The organism is Okibacterium endophyticum (assembly GCF_054780075.1).
On the sequence record NZ_BAAGXA010000007.1, the window covers coordinates 267,037 to 289,646 of the forward strand.

The 22,610-nt window shown below is 65.6% G+C and carries 21 protein-coding genes; 8 read left to right on the forward strand and 13 right to left on the reverse strand.

What is annotated here, in order from left to right:
- Positions 1-41: 41 nt before the first annotated feature.
- Positions 42-1,976, forward strand: a complete 1,935-nt coding sequence (gene pknB, locus ACYVF5_RS11090) for a Stk1 family PASTA domain-containing Ser/Thr kinase (protein WP_460946289.1) — start codon at positions 42-44, stop codon at positions 1,974-1,976.
- 111 nt (positions 1,977-2,087) lie between these two features.
- Here pknB and ACYVF5_RS11095 read toward each other — a convergent pair whose 3' ends face one another.
- The 3 genes from ACYVF5_RS11095 to ACYVF5_RS11105 form a co-directional block, all read right to left on the reverse strand.
- Positions 2,088-3,419, reverse strand: a complete 1,332-nt coding sequence (locus ACYVF5_RS11095) for a class II 3-deoxy-7-phosphoheptulonate synthase (protein WP_460946636.1) — start codon at positions 3,417-3,419, stop codon at positions 2,088-2,090.
- Between the two features lie 137 nt (positions 3,420-3,556).
- Entirely contained in the window at positions 3,557-4,246 is a 690-nt protein-coding gene (locus ACYVF5_RS11100; RefSeq protein ID WP_460946291.1) for a lysophospholipid acyltransferase family protein, read from the reverse strand.
- A gap of 22 nt (positions 4,247-4,268) precedes the next feature.
- Positions 4,269-5,225, reverse strand: a complete 957-nt coding sequence (locus ACYVF5_RS11105) for an ROK family glucokinase (protein ID WP_460946638.1) — start codon at positions 5,223-5,225, stop codon at positions 4,269-4,271.
- A 159-nt stretch (positions 5,226-5,384) separates the two neighbouring features.
- Here ACYVF5_RS11105 and ACYVF5_RS11110 point away from each other — a divergent pair, with 159 nt between their 5' ends.
- A complete protein-coding gene (locus ACYVF5_RS11110; protein WP_460946293.1) occupies positions 5,385-7,205 on the forward strand; it encodes an AMP-dependent synthetase/ligase in 1,821 nt (606 codons plus the stop codon).
- A 13-nt stretch (positions 7,206-7,218) separates the two neighbouring features.
- Here the strand turns inward: ACYVF5_RS11110 and def are convergent, their stop codons facing one another.
- The 3 genes from def to ACYVF5_RS11125 form a co-directional block, all read right to left on the reverse strand.
- Positions 7,219-7,710, reverse strand: coding sequence for a peptide deformylase (def, locus tag ACYVF5_RS11115; RefSeq protein ID WP_460946295.1), 492 nt, complete (start codon positions 7,708-7,710; stop codon positions 7,219-7,221).
- A 50-nt stretch (positions 7,711-7,760) separates the two neighbouring features.
- Positions 7,761-9,224, reverse strand: a complete 1,464-nt coding sequence (locus ACYVF5_RS11120; protein ID WP_460946297.1) for a MinD/ParA family ATP-binding protein — start codon at positions 9,222-9,224, stop codon at positions 7,761-7,763.
- Between the two features lie 69 nt (positions 9,225-9,293).
- Entirely contained in the window at positions 9,294-12,698 is a 3,405-nt protein-coding gene (locus ACYVF5_RS11125) for a pyruvate carboxylase (RefSeq protein WP_460946300.1), read from the reverse strand.
- A 76-nt stretch (positions 12,699-12,774) separates the two neighbouring features.
- Here ACYVF5_RS11125 and ACYVF5_RS11130 point away from each other — a divergent pair, with 76 nt between their 5' ends.
- On the forward strand, positions 12,775-13,587 hold the full coding sequence (locus ACYVF5_RS11130; RefSeq protein WP_460946302.1) for a ParA family protein: 813 nt from the start codon (positions 12,775-12,777) through the stop codon (positions 13,585-13,587).
- Positions 13,588-13,861: 274 nt separating this feature from the next.
- Here the strand turns inward: ACYVF5_RS11130 and ACYVF5_RS11135 are convergent, their stop codons facing one another.
- From ACYVF5_RS11135 to ACYVF5_RS11165, 7 genes are all read right to left on the reverse strand, one after another.
- Positions 13,862-14,407: a MerR family transcriptional regulator gene (locus ACYVF5_RS11135; protein ID WP_460946304.1), complete on the reverse strand. Its 546-nt coding sequence runs from the start codon at positions 14,405-14,407 to the stop codon at positions 13,862-13,864.
- Between the two features lie 231 nt (positions 14,408-14,638).
- Complete coding sequence (gene ftsR, locus ACYVF5_RS11140; RefSeq protein ID WP_460946306.1) at positions 14,639-15,334, reverse strand: transcriptional regulator FtsR; 696 nt, start codon at positions 15,332-15,334, stop codon at positions 14,639-14,641.
- 2 nt (positions 15,335-15,336) lie between these two features.
- Entirely contained in the window at positions 15,337-15,801 is a 465-nt protein-coding gene (locus tag ACYVF5_RS11145; protein ID WP_460946640.1) for an FHA domain-containing protein, read from the reverse strand.
- A gap of 72 nt (positions 15,802-15,873) precedes the next feature.
- Positions 15,874-16,470 carry a CDP-alcohol phosphatidyltransferase family protein gene (locus ACYVF5_RS11150; RefSeq protein WP_460946308.1) on the reverse strand — a complete coding sequence of 199 codons (597 nt, stop codon included), beginning with the start codon at positions 16,468-16,470 and terminating at the stop codon, positions 15,874-15,876.
- A 41-nt stretch (positions 16,471-16,511) separates the two neighbouring features.
- Positions 16,512-17,630 (reverse strand): FAD-dependent oxidoreductase, encoded by a 1,119-nt coding sequence (locus ACYVF5_RS11155; protein ID WP_460946310.1) that lies wholly within the window; start codon positions 17,628-17,630, stop codon positions 16,512-16,514.
- Positions 17,623-18,336, reverse strand: a complete 714-nt coding sequence (locus ACYVF5_RS11160) for a methyltransferase domain-containing protein (protein WP_460946312.1) — start codon at positions 18,334-18,336, stop codon at positions 17,623-17,625. Before ACYVF5_RS11160 ends, ACYVF5_RS11155 begins: the two co-directional genes overlap by 8 nt.
- Entirely contained in the window at positions 18,333-19,475 is a 1,143-nt protein-coding gene (locus ACYVF5_RS11165; protein ID WP_460946314.1) for a type III polyketide synthase, read from the reverse strand. The genes ACYVF5_RS11160 and ACYVF5_RS11165 overlap by 4 nt, the downstream gene beginning before the upstream one ends.
- Positions 19,476-19,603: 128 nt before the next feature.
- On the opposite strand from ACYVF5_RS11165, the gene ACYVF5_RS11170 reads away from it, so the two are divergent.
- From ACYVF5_RS11170 to ACYVF5_RS11190, 5 genes are all read left to right on the forward strand, one after another.
- Positions 19,604-20,455, forward strand: coding sequence for an SGNH/GDSL hydrolase family protein (locus ACYVF5_RS11170; protein ID WP_460946316.1), 852 nt, complete (start codon positions 19,604-19,606; stop codon positions 20,453-20,455).
- 203 nt (positions 20,456-20,658) lie between these two features.
- Positions 20,659-20,961 (forward strand): hypothetical protein, encoded by a 303-nt coding sequence (locus tag ACYVF5_RS11175; protein ID WP_460946318.1) that lies wholly within the window; start codon positions 20,659-20,661, stop codon positions 20,959-20,961.
- Between the two features lie 58 nt (positions 20,962-21,019).
- Entirely contained in the window at positions 21,020-21,202 is a 183-nt protein-coding gene (locus ACYVF5_RS11180) for a hypothetical protein (protein WP_460946320.1), read from the forward strand.
- A complete protein-coding gene (locus tag ACYVF5_RS11185) occupies positions 21,199-21,453 on the forward strand; it encodes a hypothetical protein (protein ID WP_460946322.1) in 255 nt (84 codons plus the stop codon). The genes ACYVF5_RS11180 and ACYVF5_RS11185 overlap by 4 nt, the downstream gene beginning before the upstream one ends.
- Positions 21,450-22,610 (forward strand): baeRF2 domain-containing protein, encoded by a 1,161-nt coding sequence (locus ACYVF5_RS11190; RefSeq protein ID WP_460946324.1) that lies wholly within the window; start codon positions 21,450-21,452, stop codon positions 22,608-22,610. The genes ACYVF5_RS11185 and ACYVF5_RS11190 overlap by 4 nt, the downstream gene beginning before the upstream one ends.

A 22,610-nucleotide genomic window follows, 5' to 3' on the forward strand; every position in this document is an offset into this window, starting at 1 on the left:
TTTACCAGCTCAGGCGCTCCCGTCGTACCTAGACTCATTGCGTGACAACGAGCCAGGCCACTGACCCGATGATCGGTCGTCTCATCGACGACCGATACGAGGTGCGCTCGCGTATCGCGCGCGGTGGTATGGCCACCGTCTATCTCGCCACGGACAGGCGCCTGGAGCGCCGCGTCGCGATCAAGGTCATGCATGGCCACCTCTCAGACGATTCGAACTTCAAGAATCGATTCGTGCAGGAGGCACGCTCCGCCGCCCGGCTCGCAGACCCGCACGTCGTCAGTGTCTTCGACCAGGGCCAGGACTCCGATATGGCGTATCTGGTTATGGAGTACCTCCCGGGTATCACCCTGAGGGACCTGCTCCGCGACCACGGGCGACTCACCCCGCATCAGGTCATCGACATCATGGATGCCGTCACGAGCGGGCTCGCCGCCGCGCACCGCGCCGGCATCGTGCACCGCGACGTCAAGCCCGAGAACATCCTTCTCGCCGACGACGGGCGCATCAAGATCAGCGACTTCGGCCTGGCGAGGGCCGCGAGCGCGCACACGGCGACGGGGCAGGCCCTCCTCGGTACCATTGCCTATCTCTCGCCCGAACTGGTCACGAGGGGCGTCGCAGACGCCAGGAGCGACATCTATGCGCTCGGGATCATGATGTACGAGATGCTCACCGGGGAGCAGCCGTACAAGGGCGAGCAGCCGATGCAGATCGCCTATCAGCATGCGAACGAATCGGTTCCCCGGCCGAGTTCGCAGAACTCCGCCGTGCCAGACGATTTCGACGACCTGGTGCTCTGGGCAACCGAACGAAACCCGGACGAACGCCCGCGCGACGCCAGAGAGCTGCTCGAACGCCTGCGCGAGGTCGAGAAACACCTGGGCTTCGGGCGCAGTGCCGCTCCCGCGTCGACGATGGTCATGCCGCAGCCGCTCACCGTCGACTCTTCCGAGCTGACGCAGGTGCTCACCTCTCGGTCTGTGCGCACAGGGCCTGTCGATCCTGAGGATCCCTCGACGGCGCTCAGCGCCAAAAGCGCCAGGCGGCGCGCCAAGGGATGGTGGGCGCTCCTCCTTGTGCTTCTCCTGGTCGCCGCGGCCGGCGGAACCGGATGGTGGTTCGGCTCAGGCCCCGGCTCCCAGATCGAGGTGCCGTCTCTCGAGAATGCCACGCAGGCCGATGCCACGGCCCAGCTCGAAGAACTCGGTTTCCAGGTCGCGCCCGTTGAGGAGCACAGTCTCACCGTGCAGCCCGGGCTGGTCATCGGAACGAACCCGGCGGCCGGCACCCGTGTCGACAAGAACAGCGACGTCGAGCTGCAGGTCTCTGTCGGCCCCCGCCCCGTGACCGTCGGCGTCCTCGCCGGTCTCTCGCTCGACGAGGCGAGTGTGGCGCTCGACGATCTCGGTTTGGCGGTCGGGCAGGTCTCGAAACAGTTCACCGACAGCCCCGCGGACACCGTCCTGGCTGCGCTCCAGCAGTCTGACGGCGCCGATCTCTCCCAGGGCGGTTCTTCCCTGGAAGGATCGGTTGTGGATCTGGTGGTGTCGGCCGGTCAGGTTCCCGAGGTGTTCGGTCTCTCTCCGGGCGGGGCAGAGGATGCTCTCCAGGCGGTGGGCCTGTCGGTCGGCGATCGTGCCGAGGAGTTCAACGATGAGGTGCAGGCCGGCACGGTGATCGGCATCGCCCCGAAGACGAACGACGCAGGTGAGTCTGTCGCCTTCGTGCCGGGCGACATCGTCACGCTGATCGTGTCGAAGGGACCCAAACCGATCCCCGTTCCCGACGTTGTCAACGACAATGTCGCAGATGCGAAGGCAGAGCTCGAGTCTCTCGGTCTCCATGTGGAGGTGACGACGGGGCTTCCGCAACCGTTCTGGGGAATCGGTGGTTTCACCGTGGTAAGCACCGACCCCGTCGCCGGCACCGAGCTGACTCCGGGCTCCACGGTGACGATCCAGGCGAACTACTAGGCGGGGCGACCGCCCCGCAGACGGCTGCGTCGGACAGTCCGATCCGCATCCTGCCCGGATCCGCATCCTGCCCGCTCGTCGCTGAGCCGGCCTGTTCGTGCGTGGGCCGGTCTATTGCGCTTTGCCGAGCTCCTCTGCCACGAGAAAAGCGAGTTCAAGGGACTGCATGTGGTTCAGCCGCGGGTCGCACAAGGACTCGTAGCGAGTCGACAGCGTCGCCTCGTCGATCTGCTCTGAGCCGCCCAGGCATTCCGTGACGTCGTCGCCGGTGAGTTCGACGTGGATGCCGCCGGGGTGCGTGCCTGCCTCACGATGCGCCTCGAAGAAGCCCCTCACCTCGTCGACGACGTCGTCGAACCGACGCGTCTTGTAGCCGTTCGGCGTGGTGATGCCGTTGCCGTGCATCGGGTCGGTGATCCAGAGCGGCATGGCATCGGTTGACGTGATCGCCTCGAGAAGGGGCGGCAGCGCATCGCGGATCTTGCCGGCGCCCATCCGGGTGATGAAGGTCAGGCGCCCCGGCTCACGGTTCGGATCGAGTTTGTCGATGAGCTCCCTCATCGTCTGCGGAGTCGTCGACGGACCCAGCTTGACGCCGATCGGGTTTCTCACGCGCGACAGGAAATCGACGTGCGCACCGTCGAGATCCCTCGTCCGCTCGCCGATCCAGACGAAATGGGCTGACGTGTTGTACGGCGTTCCGGTGCGAGAATCGATCCGCGTCATCGGCCGCTCGTAGTCCATCAGCAGTGCTTCGTGCGCTGTGTAGAACTCGACGCGTTTCAGTTCATCGAAGTCCGCACCGGCGGCCTCCATGAACTTGATCGCCCTGTCGATCTCTTTCGCGAGCTGCTCGTAGCGGTGGTTCGCCGGGTTGGACGCGAATCCCCTGTTCCAGCTGTGCACCTCCCTGAGGTCGGCGAAACCGCCCTGGGTGAACGCACGCACCAGATTGAGCGTCGACGCCGCCGTGTGGTAGCCCTGCACGAGCCGACGCGGGTCCGCCTGGCGGGATTCCGGTGTGAAGTCATATCCGTTGACGATGTCGCCGCGGTACGCGGGAAGGGTGACGTCACCCCTGGTCTCGGTGTCACTCGATCGCGGTTTGGCGAACTGGCCGGCCATCCGGCCCATCTTGACGATGGGCATCGATGCACCGTAGGTGAGCACAACGGCCATCTGCAACAGAGTCTTCACACGATTGCGGATCTGGTCTGCGGTCGCGCCTGCGAACGTCTCGGCGCAGTCGCCGCCCTGCAGCACAAACGCCTCTCCACGTGCTGCGACCGCCAGACGGTCCCGAAGATCGTCCACCTCTCCCGCGAAGACGAGGGGAGGCAGCGTGGCGATCTGCGCAGAGGCACGGCCGACGGCATCCGGGTCCGCCCAGACCGGCTGCTGTTTGATCGGCAGGTTGCGCCAATAGTCCAGACCGGCAATCACAGACTCGTCTGCGGTCACGTGCGGCTCAATCTGGTCTAACACTGTCGTCCGATTCTTTGTGATCTTATGTGTGATCTTCGATGTGCCATCCGGGTGACAGATGACAGTGCCCGCGTCCGCGGGCACTGATCACCAGCCTAGCGGGAAAGAGAGCCTCGCTTCTCTTTGACGCTGGTGGCGTAGACGTCGACGTATTCCTGGCGGCTGAGTCGCTGCATCTCGTACATCAGCTCGTCGGTAATCGACCGCAGCACAAAGCGATCACCCTCAAGCCCCTCGAACCGGCTGAAGTCGAGCGGTTTGCCGATGATGATGCCGACACGGCGGATCTTCGGCAGCCGCGAGCCGATCGGCTGCACCTTCTCGGTGTCGATCATGGCGACGGGAATGATCGGGACCCCCGCTTCGAGAACCATCCTGGCGACGCCCGTCCGCCCGCGGTACATCTTGCCGTCAGGGCTTCGTGTTCCCTCCGGATAGATGCCGAGCAGGTCGCCGCGTCCGAGCACCTGCAGGCCCGTGTTGAGGGATGCCTCCGACGCTCGTCCGCCCGACCTGTCGATCGGCAACTGGCCGGTCGCCGTCATAAAGAACTTCGTGGCCCGCCCCTTGAGCCCCTTGCCCGTGAAATATTCGCTCTTCGCCAGGAACGACAGACGTCGATTCAGATGCAGCGGCAGAAATATCGAATCGATGAACGACAGGTGATTGCTCGCCAGGATCGCCGCACCGCTCTTCGGCACGTTCTCAGCCCCGACGACCCACACCCGGAACAGGGCTTTGAGCACCGGTCCGACGATGATGTGTTTCATGACCCAGTAGAACATCGCGGCTTCTCCGACCTGCTGACTACGCCTGCGGCGTGCGCCCAGCGTACTCTCGCGCGAGGTCGGCGGCGCCGACGACCCCTGCGTCGTTGACGAGCTCTGCGATGGTGAACTCCGGCTCCGGTCGATAGCCGCGAGCGGGCAGGTGCTCGATGAATGAGCGTCTGATCGGGTCGAGGAGCTTGTCGCCGGCCTGGGCCACGCCCCCGCCGATGACGAACAGCTGAGGATCGAGCACTCCGCTGAAGCTGGCGCAGGCCTGACCCAGCCAGCTTCCCAGCTCACGGAGGGCGGCGAGAGCACCCGGATCGTCGGCGCCGATCAGTCCCGCGATCACGTGCCCGTCAAGGCTGCCGTGCTCGAGACGCGCATCCGCGAGGGTCTGCCCGATGCCTCCTGCGTCCGCCAACGTGTTCGCGATTCTCTGCAGGGCACGGCCTGAGCCGTATTGCTCCAGGCATCCGTGTGCACCGCATCCGCAGGGCAGTCCGCCGGGGACGACCCGCATGTGCCCGAGCTCGCCCCCGATTCCGAATCCGCCTCTGTAGAGCCTGTCTTCTGAGACGATCGCACCGCCCACACCCGTGCCGATGGTCAACATCACCATATCGCTCACCAGCCTGGCTGCGCCGAACCGGAACTCGGCCCATCCCGCGGCGTTCGCGTCGTTCTCGATGATGATCGGAAGATCGACCCTCGCAGAGAGCTTCTCTCTGAACGGCTCATTCCGCCAGTTGATGTTCGGAGCGTAGTACACAGTGGACCGCGAGGCGTCGATAAACCCTGCCGCGGCGACGCCCACAGCAGACACGGTGTGGCGTTCGGCGAGCCGACCGACCATGGCCACCACGGCATCCTCGATCTCGTGGGGCGCGGCCGCCGTCGTCGGTGTGCGGTCCTCAGCGATGATGGCGCCTCCTGAGTCGACGACGGCACCGGCGATCTTCGTTCCTCCGATGTCGATGCCAATGGCGTGCAACGTAGCTGCCTCCGGGTCTCTGGCCTGCGGGATGATGAGCGCGCCGACATGGCACCATCCGAGTGTAATGACAGACAAGACACCGTGCCATTCGACGCACGCAGTCGTCGTGCGCGGATAGACTAGGACCATCATCCGCCAGGTACCGAAGGAGTTACCGTGGAACAGCACGATGTGCCCGCCCTGGTCGCCGCAGACCCGCAGGCCAATGCCTCAGATCTTCTCGTCGAACGCGCGCGGGCAACACCACATGAGCCGCTCTTCTCGGTTCCCGCCGGCGACGGATGGCGCGACGTGACCAGCGCTGAGTTCCTCGCCCAGGTGACAGCCCTTGCGAAAGGCCTGGTCGCATCCGGGATCGAGCCGGGCGACAAGATCGGCCTGATGTGCAAGACGAGGTACGAGTGGACGCTCATCGATTTCGCCGTCTGGTTCGCCGGGGGTGTGCTCGTTCCCGTCTACGAGACGAGCGCACCCAGCCAGATGCAGTGGAACCTGAGTGACTCCGGCGCCGTCGCCCTCATCGTCGAAACGGCAGAGCATTTCGCCCGTTTCGACGAGGTTCACCCCGACCTGCCGAACATCCGAGTGCACTGGCAGGTCGACCTCGGTGACCTCGAGAAACTGGCCGCGTCGGGTACCGGCGTATCGGACGAAGAGATCGAGCGCCGCCGCACGATCGCGAACGGCGACGACATCGCCACACTCATCTACACCTCGGGCTCCACCGGGCGCCCGAAGGGCTGTGTCCTGACGCATTCGAACTTCGTCGAGCTCTCACGCAACTCGGCCCTTGCGCTCAAAGACGTCGTCAGTCCGGGATCGTCCACGCTGCTCTTCATCACCCTTGCTCACGTCTTCGCCCGGTTCATCTCGGTGCTCGCCGTGCACGCCGGTGTCAAGGTGGGTCATCAGGCAGACACCAAGCAGCTGTTGCCCGCGCTCGGATCGTTTAAACCCACGTTCCTGCTCGCCGTCCCGCGCGTCTTCGAGAAGGTCTACAATTCCGCCGAACAGAAGGCAGAGTCAGGGGGCAAGGGCAAGATCTTCCGCAGAGCTGCCGACACGGCCGTCGAGTACTCCAAAGCCGGGGCCGCAGGATCCATCCCCCTCGGCCTGCGGCTTCGGTTCGCCCTCTTCGACAAGCTCGTGTACGGAAAGCTCCGCGCCGCGATGGGCGGCAACGTTGTGTACGCCGTCTCGGGCTCCGCACCCCTCGGGCCACGCCTCGGTCATTTCTTCCACAGCCTCGGCATCGTGATCCTCGAGGGTTACGGCCTCACCGAGACCACGGCCCCCGCCACCGTCAACCTTGCAGACAAATCGAAGATCGGCACCGTCGGGCCTCCACTGCCCGGCGTCTCGGTGCGCGTGATGGACGATGGAGAGATCGAGGTCAGAGGCGTCAACGTCTTCAAGGAGTACTGGAAGAACCCCGAGGAGACAGCGTCCAGCTTCGATGCCGGCTGGTTCAAGACCGGAGACATCGGCTCGTTCGATGGCGACGGGTTCCTGACCATCACCGGACGCAAAAAAGAGCTGATCGTCACGGCGGGCGGAAAGAACGTGGCCCCGGCGGCGCTCGAAGACCCGATCAGGGCGAACCCTCTGGTGGGCCAGGTGGTCGTCGTCGGAGACCAGCGACCGTTCATCTCGGCGCTGATCACCCTCGACCCCGAGATGATGCCCACCTGGCTGGGCAACAACGGCGTCCAGTCGGACCTCACCATGGAGCAGGCGGCGAAGAACCCCGTTGTGCTCGCCGCGCTGCAGCACGCTGTCGATGAGGCGAACTCGCGGGTGTCGCGGGCGGAGTCCATTCGCAAATTCGTTGTGCTGCCGACCGAGTTCACCGAAGAGAGCGGTCACCTCACGCCGAAGATGAGCATCAAACGACACGTGATCCTCAAGGACTTCGCGTCGCTGATCGACGGGGTCTATGCCGAGACGCCGTCGACGCAGGGGATCTCGCTGAAGTAGTCGCCGGAAACGCCTAGAACCAGGCGCTCTCGCGCACTTCCTTCATCGCCGCACGGCGATTGGCCTTGTCGAGCCGATCGAGGTACAGGTAGCCGTCGAGGTGATCGATCTCGTGCTGGATGGCCTGCGCGAGCACCCCGGTTCCAGACAGCTCGACCTCGTGTCCGTCGAGGTCGATGCCCGTCGCCCTGGCGAACGGGAATCGCGCCGTCGGGTACCAGAGGCCCGGGACGGAGAGGCATCCTTCGTCGACGAGTTCTTTCTCGCCGCGAACCTCGGCGAGCATCGGATTGATCAGGTATCCGATCGCACCGTCGACGTTGTAGCTGAACACACGGAGGTTCACACCGATCTGGCTGGCGGCGACGCCTGCGCGCCCGGGCGGGCGGACGCTGTCGACGAGGTCTTCGACGAGCCTCCTCACTCCATCGTCGATGACGGTCACCGGTTCGGACGGTGTTTTGAGTACGGGATCGCCGAACAGGCGGATCTGGCGTTCTGTCACTGCTGTCTCTCAGTTGTCACGGGCGGTTGACTGTCACGGCTGGCCGTCTGTCACGGGTGGCCGCCCGCGCGCTCAGAGGGGATGCCGTCGACAACGAGCGCAGCGAGCCGGCGGGCGGCCTCACGTGTGTCCGGGCGCAGATCCTTGAACGAGATGGCGGCACCGGCCGCCAGTTGCGGATCATACGGGACACGCACCGTCTTGCGGACCCGTGAGCTGAAATGACTCTCGATCTCGCCGAGCCGGACCACGTGGGCGCCCTGCGTTGCCAGGTTCAGCACGACGACAGCGTTCTTCGCCAACTCTTCGTAGCCGTTCGACTCCAGCCAGGTGAGCGTCTCAGACGCGAGCCGCGCCTCGTCGACGCTGCCGCCTGACACGATCACAACGGCATCCGCCCGATCGAGCGTCGCGCGCATAACCGAATGGACGATGCCGGTGCCGCAGTCGGTCAGCACAAGCGAATAGTAGTGCTCCGCGAGCCTCGTCACCGCGTCATAGTCATCGCCGCTGAACGCATCGGCGAGGTGGGGGTCCGTGTCAGAGGCGAGCACGTCGAGGCGCGTCTCATCCCTGGCGACCAGTTCTGAGAACTCGCTGTAGCCGCCGATGTCGTCGACCCGGCGCACAACGTCTCTCACGGTGAACCTGCTCGCCCGCCCCATACGCTCGGCGAGCGTGCCACGATCGGGGTTCGCGTCGATCGCGATGACTCGATCGTCGCGCGCATCGGCGAGTGCCATGCCGAGGAGCGCCGTCACAGTGGTCTTGCCGACCCCGCCCTTGCGGGTGAGCACGGGAACGAACCTCGCTCCCCCGTCGAAGTGGCGCGAGATGCGCCTGTCAAGCTCTTTGCGTGCGCGCACGGCACGCGAGTCCCCGACGTTGATCCGGCGGAACGAGACCGTGTACAGCAGTCTCTGCCAGAACCCGTGCGGAACGGGCCTGGTGCGTGCGTCGTTCTCAAGCAGGCGTTCAGCAGTCAGCATGGAACTCAGCTCAGGCGCTCCCGTGTGGTACCGCAGTGCGCTCACCTGTCGCACGTCGGCCGGAGACGGCGCAGATGTCGAAGAGGCCACAGGAGCCGGTGCCGGCGTCGGCTGAGGTGCCGGTGTCACCGCTGCGACACCGCGGGCGGGAGTGCTGTGCCGGGGCGAACGGGCCTGCTCCGCGGTCTCGTGATCGTCGGCTCGGCCACGTTCGCGGTCCGCCGCAGCATCGATACGGTCCTCATGGCCTGCATCCATCCGGGAACCCGCCGTCGCGCCCGGATCGGTGTCTGCATCCGCGTCCGCGTCTGCATTCGCCCGAGCGTCCGTCACCGGCTGCATCGGTTGATCGTCCTCGAGCAGGTCTTCATCGTCCAGGTCATGGATGGGCGCGCCGGGGAGGGTCACAGACCTGGTCGTCGGCATCACGATGTTGATGGCCGCCGTGTCGACCGACAGGTTGTCGAGCTCCGAAACGTCGCCCCGAGAATCACGTTCAGTGCCGTTTCGCTTCGAATCGTCCATCGCGACATCTCCTCTCAGTTCAACGCTGAACCTCAAGCTTAGAGGACCCTGTGAACATGGTGCGAGCCACTACTGCGGCTTGATCACCACGATGAGGTCGCCGGCCTCGACCTGCTGGGTCGATTCGATGGCGATTCTCTCGATCGTGCCTGCCACCGTCGCGGTGATTCCCGCTTCCATTTTCATCGCCTCGATCGACGCGACGGGCTGTCCGATGCTGACGCTCTGCCCCTCCACGACCTTCAGGCTCACCACACCGGAGAACGGCGCAGCCACCTGACCGGGCTTCGACGTGTCTGCCTTCTCGACGGTCTTGGTCTCGACGGCGATCGAGCGGTCGCGGATGAAGACCGGTCGAAGCTGGCCGTTGAGTGTGGTCATCACCGTGCGGATGCCCTTGTTGTCCGGTTCACCGATCGCTTCGAGACCCGCATAGAGCCTGACGCCCTTCTCCATCTCGATGACGTGTTCCACACCGGATTCGAGGCCATAGAGATAGTCGGTGGTGTCGAGCACCGAGAGGTCTCCGTACTGCTCCCGAGTCTGCTCGTACTGCTTGGTCGGGCCTGCGAACAGCAACCGGTTCAGGGTCGAACGTCGCTCCGCCGAGGTTCCTTCGAGAAGTGCGGCGTCGGCCTCGCTCAGCGGCGCCACCTCGATGTTGACGTTCTTGCCCGCGAGCACCTTGCTGCGAAACGGCTCAGGCCATCCGCCGGGGAGGTCACCGAGCTCACCGGCCATGAATCCGATGACAGAGTCCGGAACATCGTACTTCTCGGGGTTCTGGGCGAAATCGGCCGGATCCGCCTTCACGGCGGCCAGATGGAGGGCCAGGTCGCCGACGACCTTTGACGACGGCGTGACCTTGGGAACCCGCCCGAGGATCGCGTCGGCGGCTGCGTACATGTCTTCGATCAGCTCGAAGTGGTCTTCCAACCCGAGTGCTATCGCCTGCTGGCGCAGGTTCGAGAGCTGACCGCCGGGGATCTCGTGCTGATAGACGCGGCCTGTCGGGCCGGGCAGCCCGGACTCGAACGGCGCGTAGACGTGCCTCACCGCTTCCCAGTACGGCTCGAGGTCTGACACGGCTCTGAGCGACAGCCCCGTGTCCCTCTCGGTGTGTGCCAGCGCGGCCACAAGAGCGGATGCCGATGGCTGGCTGGTCGTTCCGGCCATCGCGGCGCTCGCGACGTCGACGGCGTCTGCACCGGCCTGGCTCGCTGCAAGGAGCGTGGCGAGCTGGCCGCCCGCCGTGTCGTGGGTGTGCACGTGCACGGGCAGGTCGAAGCGCTCACGAAAGGCAGAGACCAGCCTGGCCGCAGCGGCCGGGCGAAGAAGCCCGGCCATGTCTTTGATGGCGAGGATGTGTGCCCCGGCCGCGACGATGTCGTCTGCCAGCCTCAGATAGTAATCGAGTGTGTAGAGATCCTCGTCCGGGTTGAGCAGGTCACCCGTGTAGCAGACAGCCACCTCTGCGACGGCCGTGCCGGTCTCGAGCACCGATTCGATCGCCGGCCTCATCTGGCTGACGTCGTTCAGCGCATCGAAGATCCGGAAGATGTCGACCCCCGTCGATGCCGCCTCACGCACGAATGCGTCTGTCACCGCTGTCGGGTACGGCGTGTATCCGACCGTGTTCCGGCCTCGAAGCAGCATCTGGATGGCGATGTTCGGGAGCGCTTCGCGCAGCGAGGCGAGGCGTTCCCAGGGGTCTTCGCCGAGGAACCGAAGGGCGACGTCATAGGTGGCGCCGCCCCACGCCTCGACGGAGAGCAGCTGAGGGGTGAGCCGAGACACGGCCGGAGCGACGGCGAGCAGATCGCGGGTGCGCACCCTGGTCGCGAGCAGCGACTGGTGTGCATCGCGGAAGGTGGTCTCGGTCACGGCGAGGGCCGTCTGCTCCCTGAGCGCACGCGCGAACCCCTGAGGACCGAGTTCGAGCAGGCGCTGCCTCGAGCCGTCTGGAGCCGGTGCCTCCGCATCGAATCGGGGCAGCTTCTCTGCCGGCTGCACCGTCGTCGGCTTCGGGCCGTTCGGCTGGTTGACGGTGACGTCTGCCAGCCACGTCATGATCTTCGTTCCGCGGTCCTTCGACGCCCGCCCCTTCAGCAGGTGCGGGCGTTCGTCGATGAACGATGTGCTGAGGTCTCCGACGACGAATGCCGGGTCCTCGAGCACACCCTGCAGAAACGGGATGTTCGTGGAGACCCCGCGGATGCGGAACTCCGCCAGGCCTCGCTTCGCGCGGGCGACGGCCGCCGGAAAGTCACGGCCCCTGCAGGTCATCTTCGCGAGCATCGAGTCGAAGTGCGGGCTGATCTGCGCCCCGGGGTTGATCGTGCCGCCGTCGAGGCGGATGCCGCCTCCGCCCGGTGAGCGGTACGTGGTGATCTTGCCCGTGTCTGGACGGAAACCCTGTGTCGGGTCTTCGGTGGTGATGCGGCACTGCAGAGCTGCCCCATGGAGCACCACGGTGTCTTGCGACAGCCCGAGGTCGTCCAGAGACTCCCCCGCCGCTATGCGCATCTGCGACTGGACGAGGTCGACATCGGTGACCTCTTCCGTCACCGTGTGCTCGACCTGAATGCGCGGGTTCATCTCGATGAACACGTGCTGGCCTGCCCGCTCGCCCGCGGTGTCGACGAGAAACTCCACGGTCCCGGCGTTGACGTATCCGATGGACTCCGCGAAGGCGACGGCGTCACGGTACAACGCCTGGCGAAGATCGTCGCCGATACCGGGTGCCGGTGCGATCTCCACAACCTTCTGGTTGCGTCTCTGCACGGAGCAGTCACGCTCGAACAGGTGCATCGTGTTGCCGCTTGCATCGGCCAGGATCTGCACTTCGATGTGCCGGGGGCGCAGCACTGCCTGCTCGAGGAACATCGTGGGGTCGCCGAACGCGCTGTCTGCCTCTCGCATCGCCTCGGCGAGGGCCGGTGCGAGCTCGTCAGGCGTCTCGACCCGACGCATCCCCCTGCCGCCGCCACCGGCCACCGCCTTGGCGAAGATCGGAAAACCGATGTCGCCCGCGGCCGCGAGCAGCTCGTCGATGTCACGCGATGCCGGGCTCGACTTCAACACGGGCACACCGGCCGAGATCGCGTGCTCTTTCGCCGTGACCTTGTTGCCCGCCATCTCGAGCACACCAGAACCAGGGCCGATGAAGGTGATGCCGTTCGCCGCCGCCTGTTCGGCGAGTTCGGGATTCTCTGAGAGAAACCCGTAACCGGGGTAGATCGCGTCTGCGCCGCTCGACTTCGCGACTCGGATGATCTCGGCCACGTTCAGGTACGCACGGACGGGATGACCGGGTTCCCCGATCTGATAGGCCTCGTCTGCCTTGAGCCTGTGCAGGGAATTTCGATCCTCGTACGGGAACACCGCAACGGTCTGCGCCCCCAGCTCATAGGCCGCGCGGAATGCGCGAATCGCGATCTCGCCTCGGTTGGCTACAAGAATCTTCCGGAACATTCAGACCTCTCTGGCACACGGTCCGCTCAGCGAACGGTTAGGTTCTCATAGCTTAGTGAAGGTAACGTATCTACTTGTGCACGTACTCAGCGTCTCGAGCCTCAAAGGAGGCGTCGGCAAAACCACGGTCAGTCTCGGCCTCGCGTCAGCCGCGTTCTCCAAGGGTATTCGCACCCTTGTGGTTGACCTCGATCCCCAATCCGATGTCTCGACGGGCATGGACATCGCCCTCGCCGGTCGTCTGAACGTCGCGGATGTGCTCGCTTCTCCGAAAGAGAAGACGGTCCGCCAGGCGATCGCCCCGAGCGGGTGGACGAAGACACACCCCGGCACAATCGATGTGATGATCGGCAGCCCGTCTGCCATCAACTTCGATGGGCCGCACCCGTCGATCCGCGACATCTGGAAGCTCGAAGAAGCGCTGGCGCACGTCGAAGACGACTATGACCTCGTTCTCATCGACTGTGCCCCGTCGCTCAATGCACTGACCAGGACGGCCTGGGCCGCGAGCGACCGCGTCAGCGTCGTGACCGAACCGGGGCTGTTCTCCGTCGCAGCAGCCGATCGTGCGCTGCGGGCGATCGAAGAGATCAGGCGCGGGCTCAGCCCCCGCCTGCAGCCGCTCGGCATCATCGTGAACCGCGTTCGGAGCGCATCGCTCGAGCACCAGTTCCGCATCAAAGAACTCCGCGACATGTTCGGCCCCCTCGTGCTGAGCCCGCAGCTGCCCGAGCGCACATCACTCCAACAGGCGCAGGGAGCAGCCAAACCCCTGCACATCTGGCCGGGAGACAGCGCTCAAGAGATGGCACACTACTTCGACCAGATCCTCGACCGGGTGCTGCGCACCGGTCGCATCGGCGAGTACGCCGAGCCGCGCCGCACGTAGTCACCGACAGCTCACCTCACTGCGATCGTATGGCCGGAGCGGATCGGCAGAGGGGTCGCGATCAGGCCCAGGCCGGGCCACGCACCTCGCGGCACATCCCGAAGCGGGGCGCGTGCATCGCCCGCGAAGCCCACATCCTGCCGACACAGATCCTGCCCGACCGACACACATCCTGCCCGACCGACACAGACGCCTGACCGACACAGACGCCGGGCACGCTCCTCATCGTTCGCTCCTCACAACGGGGGGCGAACCACACCGGAAAAGCTCCGGCTCAGGCCGTTCTGGCAGCGCGCCGCGCCGCGAGCTCGTCCATCGGGTCCGGCTTCTGAGCGTCGAACTCGACAAGGCTCGATTCGACCTCGCGGAGGACCTTGCCCACGGCGATGCCGAAGACGCCCTGGCCGCGACTCACGAGATCGATGACCTCGTCGTTCGACGTGCAGAGATAGACACTCGCACCGTCGCTCATCAGCGTGGTCTGCGCGAGGTCGTTGACCCCGGCTTCTCTCAACTGGTTGACCGCTGTTCGGATCTGCTGCAGTGAGATGCCGGTGTCGAGCAACCGCTTCACGAGTTTGAGCACAAGGATGTCGCGAAAACCGTAAAGGCGCTGAGAGCCCGAACCGGCCGCGCCGCGAACCGTCGGCTCCACAAGACCCGTCCGTGCCCAGTAGTCCAGCTGCCGGTAGCTGATGCTTGCGGCACGAGCAGCGACCGCGCCCCGGTAGCCCGCCTCGTCGTCCATCTCGGGCAGGCCGTCGGTGAACAGCAGGCCGAGGTCGTAGCGGGGGCCGCCGCTGGATTCCAGCTCGCTCATCCACTACCCCCTCTCGTGTGCGTTTGTCGTGCGTGTGTTCCAACGGTATCGATGGAGTGTGTCCTGATCAACGACATCCGACCGGTGAGTGTCGGCGTGTCGAGGGTCGTGACCCTACCGTGATCTTCGACCACGCAGCTGCGACAAGTCTACGCCACACAGGTCAGCCGATCCAGAGACGTGCCGCTCGCGAACACGCGCTGCGCGTCGCCGAACGGCCAACGGGCCCGATCACGGTACGAGCCTGCCGAGAGCCGCGCGAATGAGACTCGAGCGCACGACATCGAGCTGCCCCGCGATCTCGCTCGACAACTCTGCGGCGCGGGCCCGGCTGGCGGTGTCCCGACGCTTGGACATCGGCATCACCGCGTTCTCGATGAGGCTCACCTCGCGCTCAGCCGCCTGGCGATACCCCCTGAGGTGACGGGGCTCGATGCCGCATCTCTGCAGAGCGACGAGCGCACGCACCACGCTCATCGTGTCGTCGGCGTAGCTCTCGGCCGGCACGATGAGGCCGGCAGACGCCGCGTCGTTGAACAGCGCCGCCGACGCTCCCGTCTCGCGAAGCAGATCGTCGCGCTTGTATCGGCGAACAGCGGGAATGATGCTCGAGATCGATGCCCCGATCCCGCCGGGCAGAGACGGCGAACGGCCGGCGTCGAGATCGGCGAGGTACCCGCGGATGACCCTCAACGGCAGGTAATGATCTCTCTGCATCGAGAGGATCAGCCTGAGCCGGTCGATGTCCGCGTGCGAGAACTTGCGATACCCGGATTTCGTTCTCGAGGGCGAGACGAGCCCTTGTTCTTCGAGAAATCGGAGCTTGGAGTTGCTCAGGTCGGGGAACTCCTCGGTCAGGCGCGCAAGCACCTGTCCGATACCGAGTAACGCGGGTTGACCGGTGCCGCGTTGTGCAGGCGCAGACACCGCTAGGCGTCCGGGGACGGGGCGATCAGGTCACGTCGAGACGGGTAGAAGGTCAGCCGGAACTTGCCGACCTGAACCTCTGCGCCGTCGTGCAGAAGAGCATTCTCGATGCGCACGCCGTCGAAGTAGGTGCCGTTCAATGAATGGAGGTCACGGATCTCGAAGGCCGACGCGTGGCGGACGAACTCCGCGTGCCGCCTCGACACCGTGACGTCGTCGAGGAAGATGTCTGCGTTCGGATGCCGACCGACGCTCGTGACGTCGGCGTCGAGCAGGAACCGGGCTCCCGCATTCGGACCACGGCGCACGATCAGCAGTGCGGACCCGGACGGAAGCGCTTGGATCGCCTCGAGTTCCTCTGCGCTGATGTCCGCTTCTATCGCAGCAGAAAGCGCGGCGCTGAACTCGTCGCCGAGGCTCGCCGTCGTGTCGTCTGCGCCGTGCTGCTGCGCTGCCGGTTCGCGCAGAAACGCTCCGGTCTGCGGGTCCTGCTCGTCAGAAAAAGCCACCTGAACCTCCTGTGTTTCCAGCGTATCTGATCAGGCGGACGTCTGTCGCCGGCGGTCGGCAAACACTTTGACCGTCTGAACGAGGTACAGCACACCGGCCCACCAGTAGAGCACCGCGCCGGCGAGCGCAAAGATCCATCCGAACGGCTGTGCGAAGCCCGCGATGGAAGGCAACGCGGCGGCGAGCATCAGGAGCGGCAGGCCGACGAAGAGGCATGCCGTCGCCCATTTTCCGATCCAGTTCACCGGGTAGGCGCCGTGTGAAATCCTCGCGAGAAGAAACCCGATGACGATCAGCATCACGTCTCTGGCGAGGATGACGCCGACGAGCCACCACGGGATGAGTTCCCGCCAGGCGAGTCCGAGGAGTGCGGCCAGGATGTAGAGGCGGTCTGCGGCCGGGTCGAGAATCTGCCCGAGCTTGGACACCTGGTTCAGCCGTCTCGCGAGGTACCCGTCGAGAAAGTCGGTGAATCCGGAGACAGCGAGAGTGCCGAGCGCCCACAGGTCCAGCTCGACGACGAGCAGCACCAGGAACACGGGCACCAGGGCGAGCCGAGCGAAGCTGAGGAGGTTGGGGACCGTGATGATCCGGTCACTCACCGTGGAATCGCTTGAGCCAGGCACGTGGCGATTCTATGCGACAGCGCACAAAGCATGCTGGCGCCTCACCACTGCATGCTGAATGCGCGGGCGATCGCGACATGCGCCCCGACTCGCGTGGCTCCCCTGACCAGCGCGTTGCGTGCGACCAGCGAACGGCCCGATCGCGGTCTTCCGAGCGCCATGTTGATCTCGGCCAGCGTCGCGGCACGCCCGGCCGCCCGGCGCCGGCGCTCGACCGCCTCGCGCAGCTGAGCGTCGTCATCCGTGGCCAGGAACCTCGTGATCGGTTCGACGATCGCAGCCGCATCGAGCCAGCCCAGGTTCATTCCCTGGCCTCCGATCGGGCTCACCTCATGCGCTGCGTCGCCGATGAGCAGCACGCCTGGCCCGGCCATCCGGTGTGCGAGCGCCCGACGCGGTGAGAAACCGCTCAGCATCGACACGGTTCCCGGGTCTATCGTCTCGCCCGTTCGCGACGCCACCTCCGCCGCGAGCGCGTCGGCAGTCAGGGGGCGAGCGCATCCGTTCCAGTGGGCCACCCACCGCCTGGTCCTTCCCGGGAGCGGAAAAGACTCCACAACACCCTCGGGTTCGAGAAAGAGCACGGCTTCGCGCCCGAATCGGCTGTCGTCGGCGAAGTCGCCCATCAGATAGCTGTCAGCATAGAGGCGCTTCCGCACGCGGGCATGGGCGTCCCGCCTGACCACGCTTCTCGCTCCGTCAGCCCCGACGACGAGCCGTGCGCTGTCGGTTCCGCCCTCGTGGTGCACGAGCAGTGAGCCGCCCGCGTGTGAGAGCCGCCGCACACGGCATCCGCGGCGAACGGCATCCGGGGACCGTTGCAGCAGAGCCGAGTCGAGCGCCGCCTGTGTTCTCTGCTGCGGCACCGCGAGAATAAACGGATGTGACGCACCGGCAATCCGGAACGACAGCGAGCCGAGCTTCTCACCCTCGCAGAAGGCACTGCCGTTCTCGATCGTGACACCGTCTGCGATCAGGCGCTGCGCCACCCCGGCGCGCTCGAGCACGGCGAGCGCAGGCGGATGGATGCCGATGGCCCGCGAATGCGACGACTCACCGGATCTCGCTTCGAAGACTGCCGCCTCGATCCCGCGATCGGCGAGCAGAATCGCGAGCAGGACACCGACGGGGCCTGCACCGACGATGGCCACCTCAGGCATCAGCACCCCGCCCGGCGTGGAGCACGAGGACCCGATGGGGCGCCTGTGGGGCGATACTCCAGCCTGTCGGCACAAGCCGTGCGAGTTCGACAGGAGTGTAGCTGCGCCTGATCGACGTGAGGCCGTCTGCGCGGATGAACGAACGCCGTGAGGGCGGCGCGACGAGGGCGGGTGCGGTGAGGACGGCGAACAGCGCATACGCCGCTCGGGAGCGCCTGATATCGCTGTGGACGACGGCCCTGGTGGCCAGGGCCGCGGAATCGGCGAGCATCGTTCCGAGCTGGGCGGCATCGAGATGGTGCAGCACATGGTTCGAGACGACGAAATCGAAGGTCTCTCCCGCATCGGCGAGCTCTGAGCTGAAACTGCTTCTCCAGTCGATGCCGCCGCCGTGCCGACGGGCGAAGCGGAGCGCACGCGGGTCCGGGTCGATAGCGGTCACCGTGAGGGTGACCCCGTCGCGTTCCGCCCATCTGACAAGCGCACGGGCGACGTCGCCTCCCCCGGTGCCGATGTCGAGCAGCGAGTGGGTGTCAGAGACGAATGACGGCCTGAGCCGCGTGCGGTAGGTGTGCCGCCAGCCGGCGACGACCGCGTTGACCATTCGGAACTGGGCGTACGTGCGCATCAGAGCCCGTGCGTCGCAGTCGGGGTCGTCCATCAGCTCGACGGCATCGAGATCGCGTATGCCGAGCAGAGGGGTCACTGCGACCGGCTCCGTGCCGACACCCGTGTGAAGAGTCCCGTCTCGACGGTCAGGCCCGGACCGAAGGCCATCGCGCACACCCGCTCGCCGTCTGCGGAGCCTGCTGCATCGAGAATCCGCTTCAGCACAAAGAGGATCGTCGCACTCGACATGTTCCCGTAGTCTCGCAGGATGTCGCGTGACGGCTCCAGCTGTTCGGCAGACAACCCGAGACGAGACTCGACCTTGTCGAGGATGCTTCGACCGCCGGGGTGGACGGCCCAGTGGCTGATGCCGGCCGCCGGGTCACCGGCGAGCTCGGGTTCGTCGGCCAGCACCGGTTGAATGGCCTGCTCGATATAGGTGTCGATGATCTTCGGCACGGCGGCGCTCAGCACCATGTCGAACCCGTGGTCTCCGATCGTCCAGGCCATGTCGCGCTCTCCCACCGGTGTGAGATCGCTCGCCAGTGCGTCGATCCGCAACGCTGCTGCCGCGGCACCGTGCTCACCGGTGACGATCGCGGCCGCGGCGCCGTCGCCGAACACCGAAGCGGCGACGATCTGGTCGGGGTCGTTCGACGACCGCACATGAATCGAGCACAGTTCGACGCTCACAACGAGAACCACAGCGCTCGGGTCTGCCCGGCAGAACGCCAGCGCGGCCCGCAGCGCGGGAAACGACGCGTAACACCCCATAAAACCGATGTGGTAACGAAGTGTGCTGCTCGGCAGGCCCAGCTCCCGAACGATCTCGTAGTCCGGCCCCGGTGCATAGAACCCGGTGCACGAGACGGTCACGACATGGGTGATCGTGCTCTCGTCGACACCCTCCGTCTGGGTGATGACCCGCCTCGCGGCTTCGACGTAGAGAGGGCCCGCGTTGGCGATGTAGATCTCGTTGCGCGCGCGGGTCCCCGGGCTGAGAAGCGCACCGGAGTCGCGGTCGTAGAACATCGGCTCGTTCACCTCGGCGCTGAGATCGAACTCGTCGATCACGCTGCGCCTGGTGTCGATCCCAGACGAATCGAACGACGTGCGCACAAGTCGTTCGCCGAGCCTCGTGAGCCCGGGTTGGGTCGCAAAGACCTCTTTCGCCTCGTTCTGCACGAGCACGGTCGGGGGAACGACTGTTGCGATGTTGCGCACGTAAACGGCCATGATTCAGCTTATGCGCCGCGTGGCAGATCTCGACCGGGGCGACGAGAAGCATCCGATCACCGCACGTCCCCCGAATGGGTTGCACTCGATGGTGATCTTTCGGCCGCAGATGGTTTTACCCTTGACGGGTGACACTTCGGACCTCTCGCCAGCGCAGCCGCGTGCGGCGTGCGGGGACCCCGATCGCCCTGGCCGCTCTGACGACGCTCGCGGCCGTGATCGTGGTCGCTGCTGCGGTGATCCCGTCGCTGCTGCCCCAGGCGCCGGCCGTCACCACCGCGCAGGGCCCGTCAGACGCGACGACGGGCCTGCTCACCGAGTTGCCATTCAGCTCGGCCTGGGATCGCATAGAAGACACGGCGACACCGTTCGTGGTGGCCGTGCTCGGGGATTCGACCGGAGACGAGGCCGGGGAATGGGTGGACCTCGCCTTCACCGAGCTTGCCGAGCTCACAGGGCGCACTCTCGTGATGCACCCGTGGGACAAGCAGACCTCTGGTTACCTGTCCGAGATTCGACGGTTCGAGTCCGCCCCGAATGCACCCCTGGTGGTCTGGAACGGATCGGCCAGCGGCGAGACAGCCGAGTATTCGCTTGCGCACCTCGACACCATCCTGCCGGAACGACCTGACGTGGTGATCGTCAATCACGGCCTCAACAACGTGCGCGAGCCGACGCAGACTGCTGCCGAGTTCACAGCGCTGATCAGGGCAATCGAGCAACGGTGGACGGGCACCGTCGGCTACGCCGCGATCCTCGAGAATCCACGTTTCGACGAGTGGTCCGAGGCGCATAGAACCGTTATCGACACGGTGACCGAGTGGGCGAAGAGCCAAGAGACGGTGCGCGTGATCGACGTGTTCGCCGCCTACATCGGTTCAGGCCGCGAACCGAGTCTGCTGCTGCCGGATCTGCTTCACCCGAGCGTCGAGGGGTCACGCCTCACGGCCGACGTTGTGCTCGCCGCGATCACCGGCTGACGGCAGGCCCTTTTCGCCTTCGACGTCGAGGCGTAGCGTGGCCAGTGCAGCGGCCACGAGGCGACTCGTGCGTCGTGGGACGCCGGAAGGGGGTGCTTCTGTTGACGGAACCCAGACAGCCTGATCGGCGAGCGGATCCGCCGCGCGATCCAGCGCCGTCGCAGGGTCAGGACCCACCAGGATCAGACACGGATCCGACCCTGGTGAGGAACCAGCCGGCCCTGCGCACGTCGAGCGGCCTCGTCTGGATCGTCGTCGGCGGCCTGCTGGCCATCGTCTGCCTGATCGTGCTCGTGCCGATGACAGCGCTTCAGCCCGGCATCGCCTGGTTCGGCGCCGTCACCGTGATCGTGCTCTATGTCGCGATCCTCATCACGCGCCTCTCTGTGCCGCCCGGGCGGATGCGCCTGTTCGTTCTCGCGGTTCTCTTCGGGGCGATGGCGCTGGTCGCACTCGTCTGCGTGTTCCTCGTGAGCGCGGCAGAGTCCACGACGCCGGCTAGCTGACCGCGCTGGAAGCGCATCGAACGCGGAACATCAACTCCGCAAGCGGGAGGAGACACAGATGAATGAACGAGAGATCGATCTCTCTGACGATGAGGGATATGACCAGGACATCGTCCAGCAGGACACCCTCGCAGACCTGGGCGTCGAGCAGGACACCCCGGACCAGAGCACCATCGAAGACCACAGGCACATCGATCGGTCACCCACATCGGATGATCGGGAAGGAGAGGAAGAACCGTGAGCGAACGCGGAAACAGCACACACGGCCCACGGCAAGACGACGAGATGAAGTATGAGGCCCAACCGATCGTGCAGGGGCACGGTCAGAGTCACGTCGAGGAATGGAGGCAGTCCGAGCCGATGCCCGATGACACCGACAGTGATGAGATCGTTGCCGCCTCTGGTGTGGACGGAGAAGAGGCCGATGCCTCTGTGAGCTCTGTGCCCACGGCCAACACCGACGACGAAGAAGAGGGGAGCACCCGCAGATGACCCTGTCGCAGACCCAGAGCCAACTCGCTGCCGCGCTGCGCACGACGGATGCGTGGACATCCGTGTACATCGACGTGTCCGGTGGTGTGAACGACCCCGAGCGCACAGGAGAGCTCAGACGCCGAACGGTGAGTGAACGGCTGCGCGATGCGGGGGCGCCCGCTGCCGACATCGACGCGGTCGAACGCGAACTCATGCAGCCGAACGGGCTGCCCGACCCGGTGAGCAGGTTCATCCTCGCGAAAGACGGCCGCATCGAGCTGAGCGAGGTGCTGAGCGGAGCGATGCTCAGCTCTGAAGTGACTGAACACGGACGCGTCGCCCGGATCGTTCCGCTCGTCAGGCACCGCCCGAGTGAGTTCCATTACCTCGTCGCCCTCGTCGATCGCGAGGGCGGCGAGGTGAGGTTGTACTGCGCAGGGCATACAACAGCCATCGACGAGCGGTCCATCGATGGCGAGACCGAGCACCTCTCGAAGGTGCAGGTGGGCGGAATGTCGCACGCGCGCTATCAGCATCACGCCGAAGAGGTCTGGAAGCACAACCAGTCCGATATCGCAACGGCGATCAACGAGCTGGTCACCAGCCATCGGGCGAGGGTGCTCGTGCTGGCCGGAGATCTGCGGGCGGTGCAGTTGCTCGAAGAGAAACTCGCGCCGGCGGGCAAAGAGATCGCGTCGCATGTTCCCGTGCACGGTCGCGCAGACGGTGCGTCCCGAGCCGCTGTGCTCACACACCTGGCGGAGCGCCTCAACGCCGTCGTCGAGTCGGATGCGCGTGAGGCACTCGACACGATCGGGCGCGCGCACGGCCGCGACGGCGCCCTCGGCGTCGGACCCGTTGTCTCTGCGCTGCAGCAGGGGCAGGCAGACACCGTGCTCATCGACACAAACCGTCTGGGCGATCGCACACTCCTGGCACTCGATGCCGAACCGTGGGTGGCGACGGCGCCAGAAGAGGCCGCGGGCGCAGGCATCATCGAGCGGATCGATGCGGAGACGGCGCTCGCACGGGCGGCGATCCTGACGGGGGCCGGCCTGGTTTTCGTCGACCTCATCAACAACGGAACCGCGCTTCCGGAGCACGCGGAGGCGGCAGCGGTTCTGCGGTGGCCGACGGGCCCGGCGGTCCCCGGAGTGCAAGACATAAACTCGTGA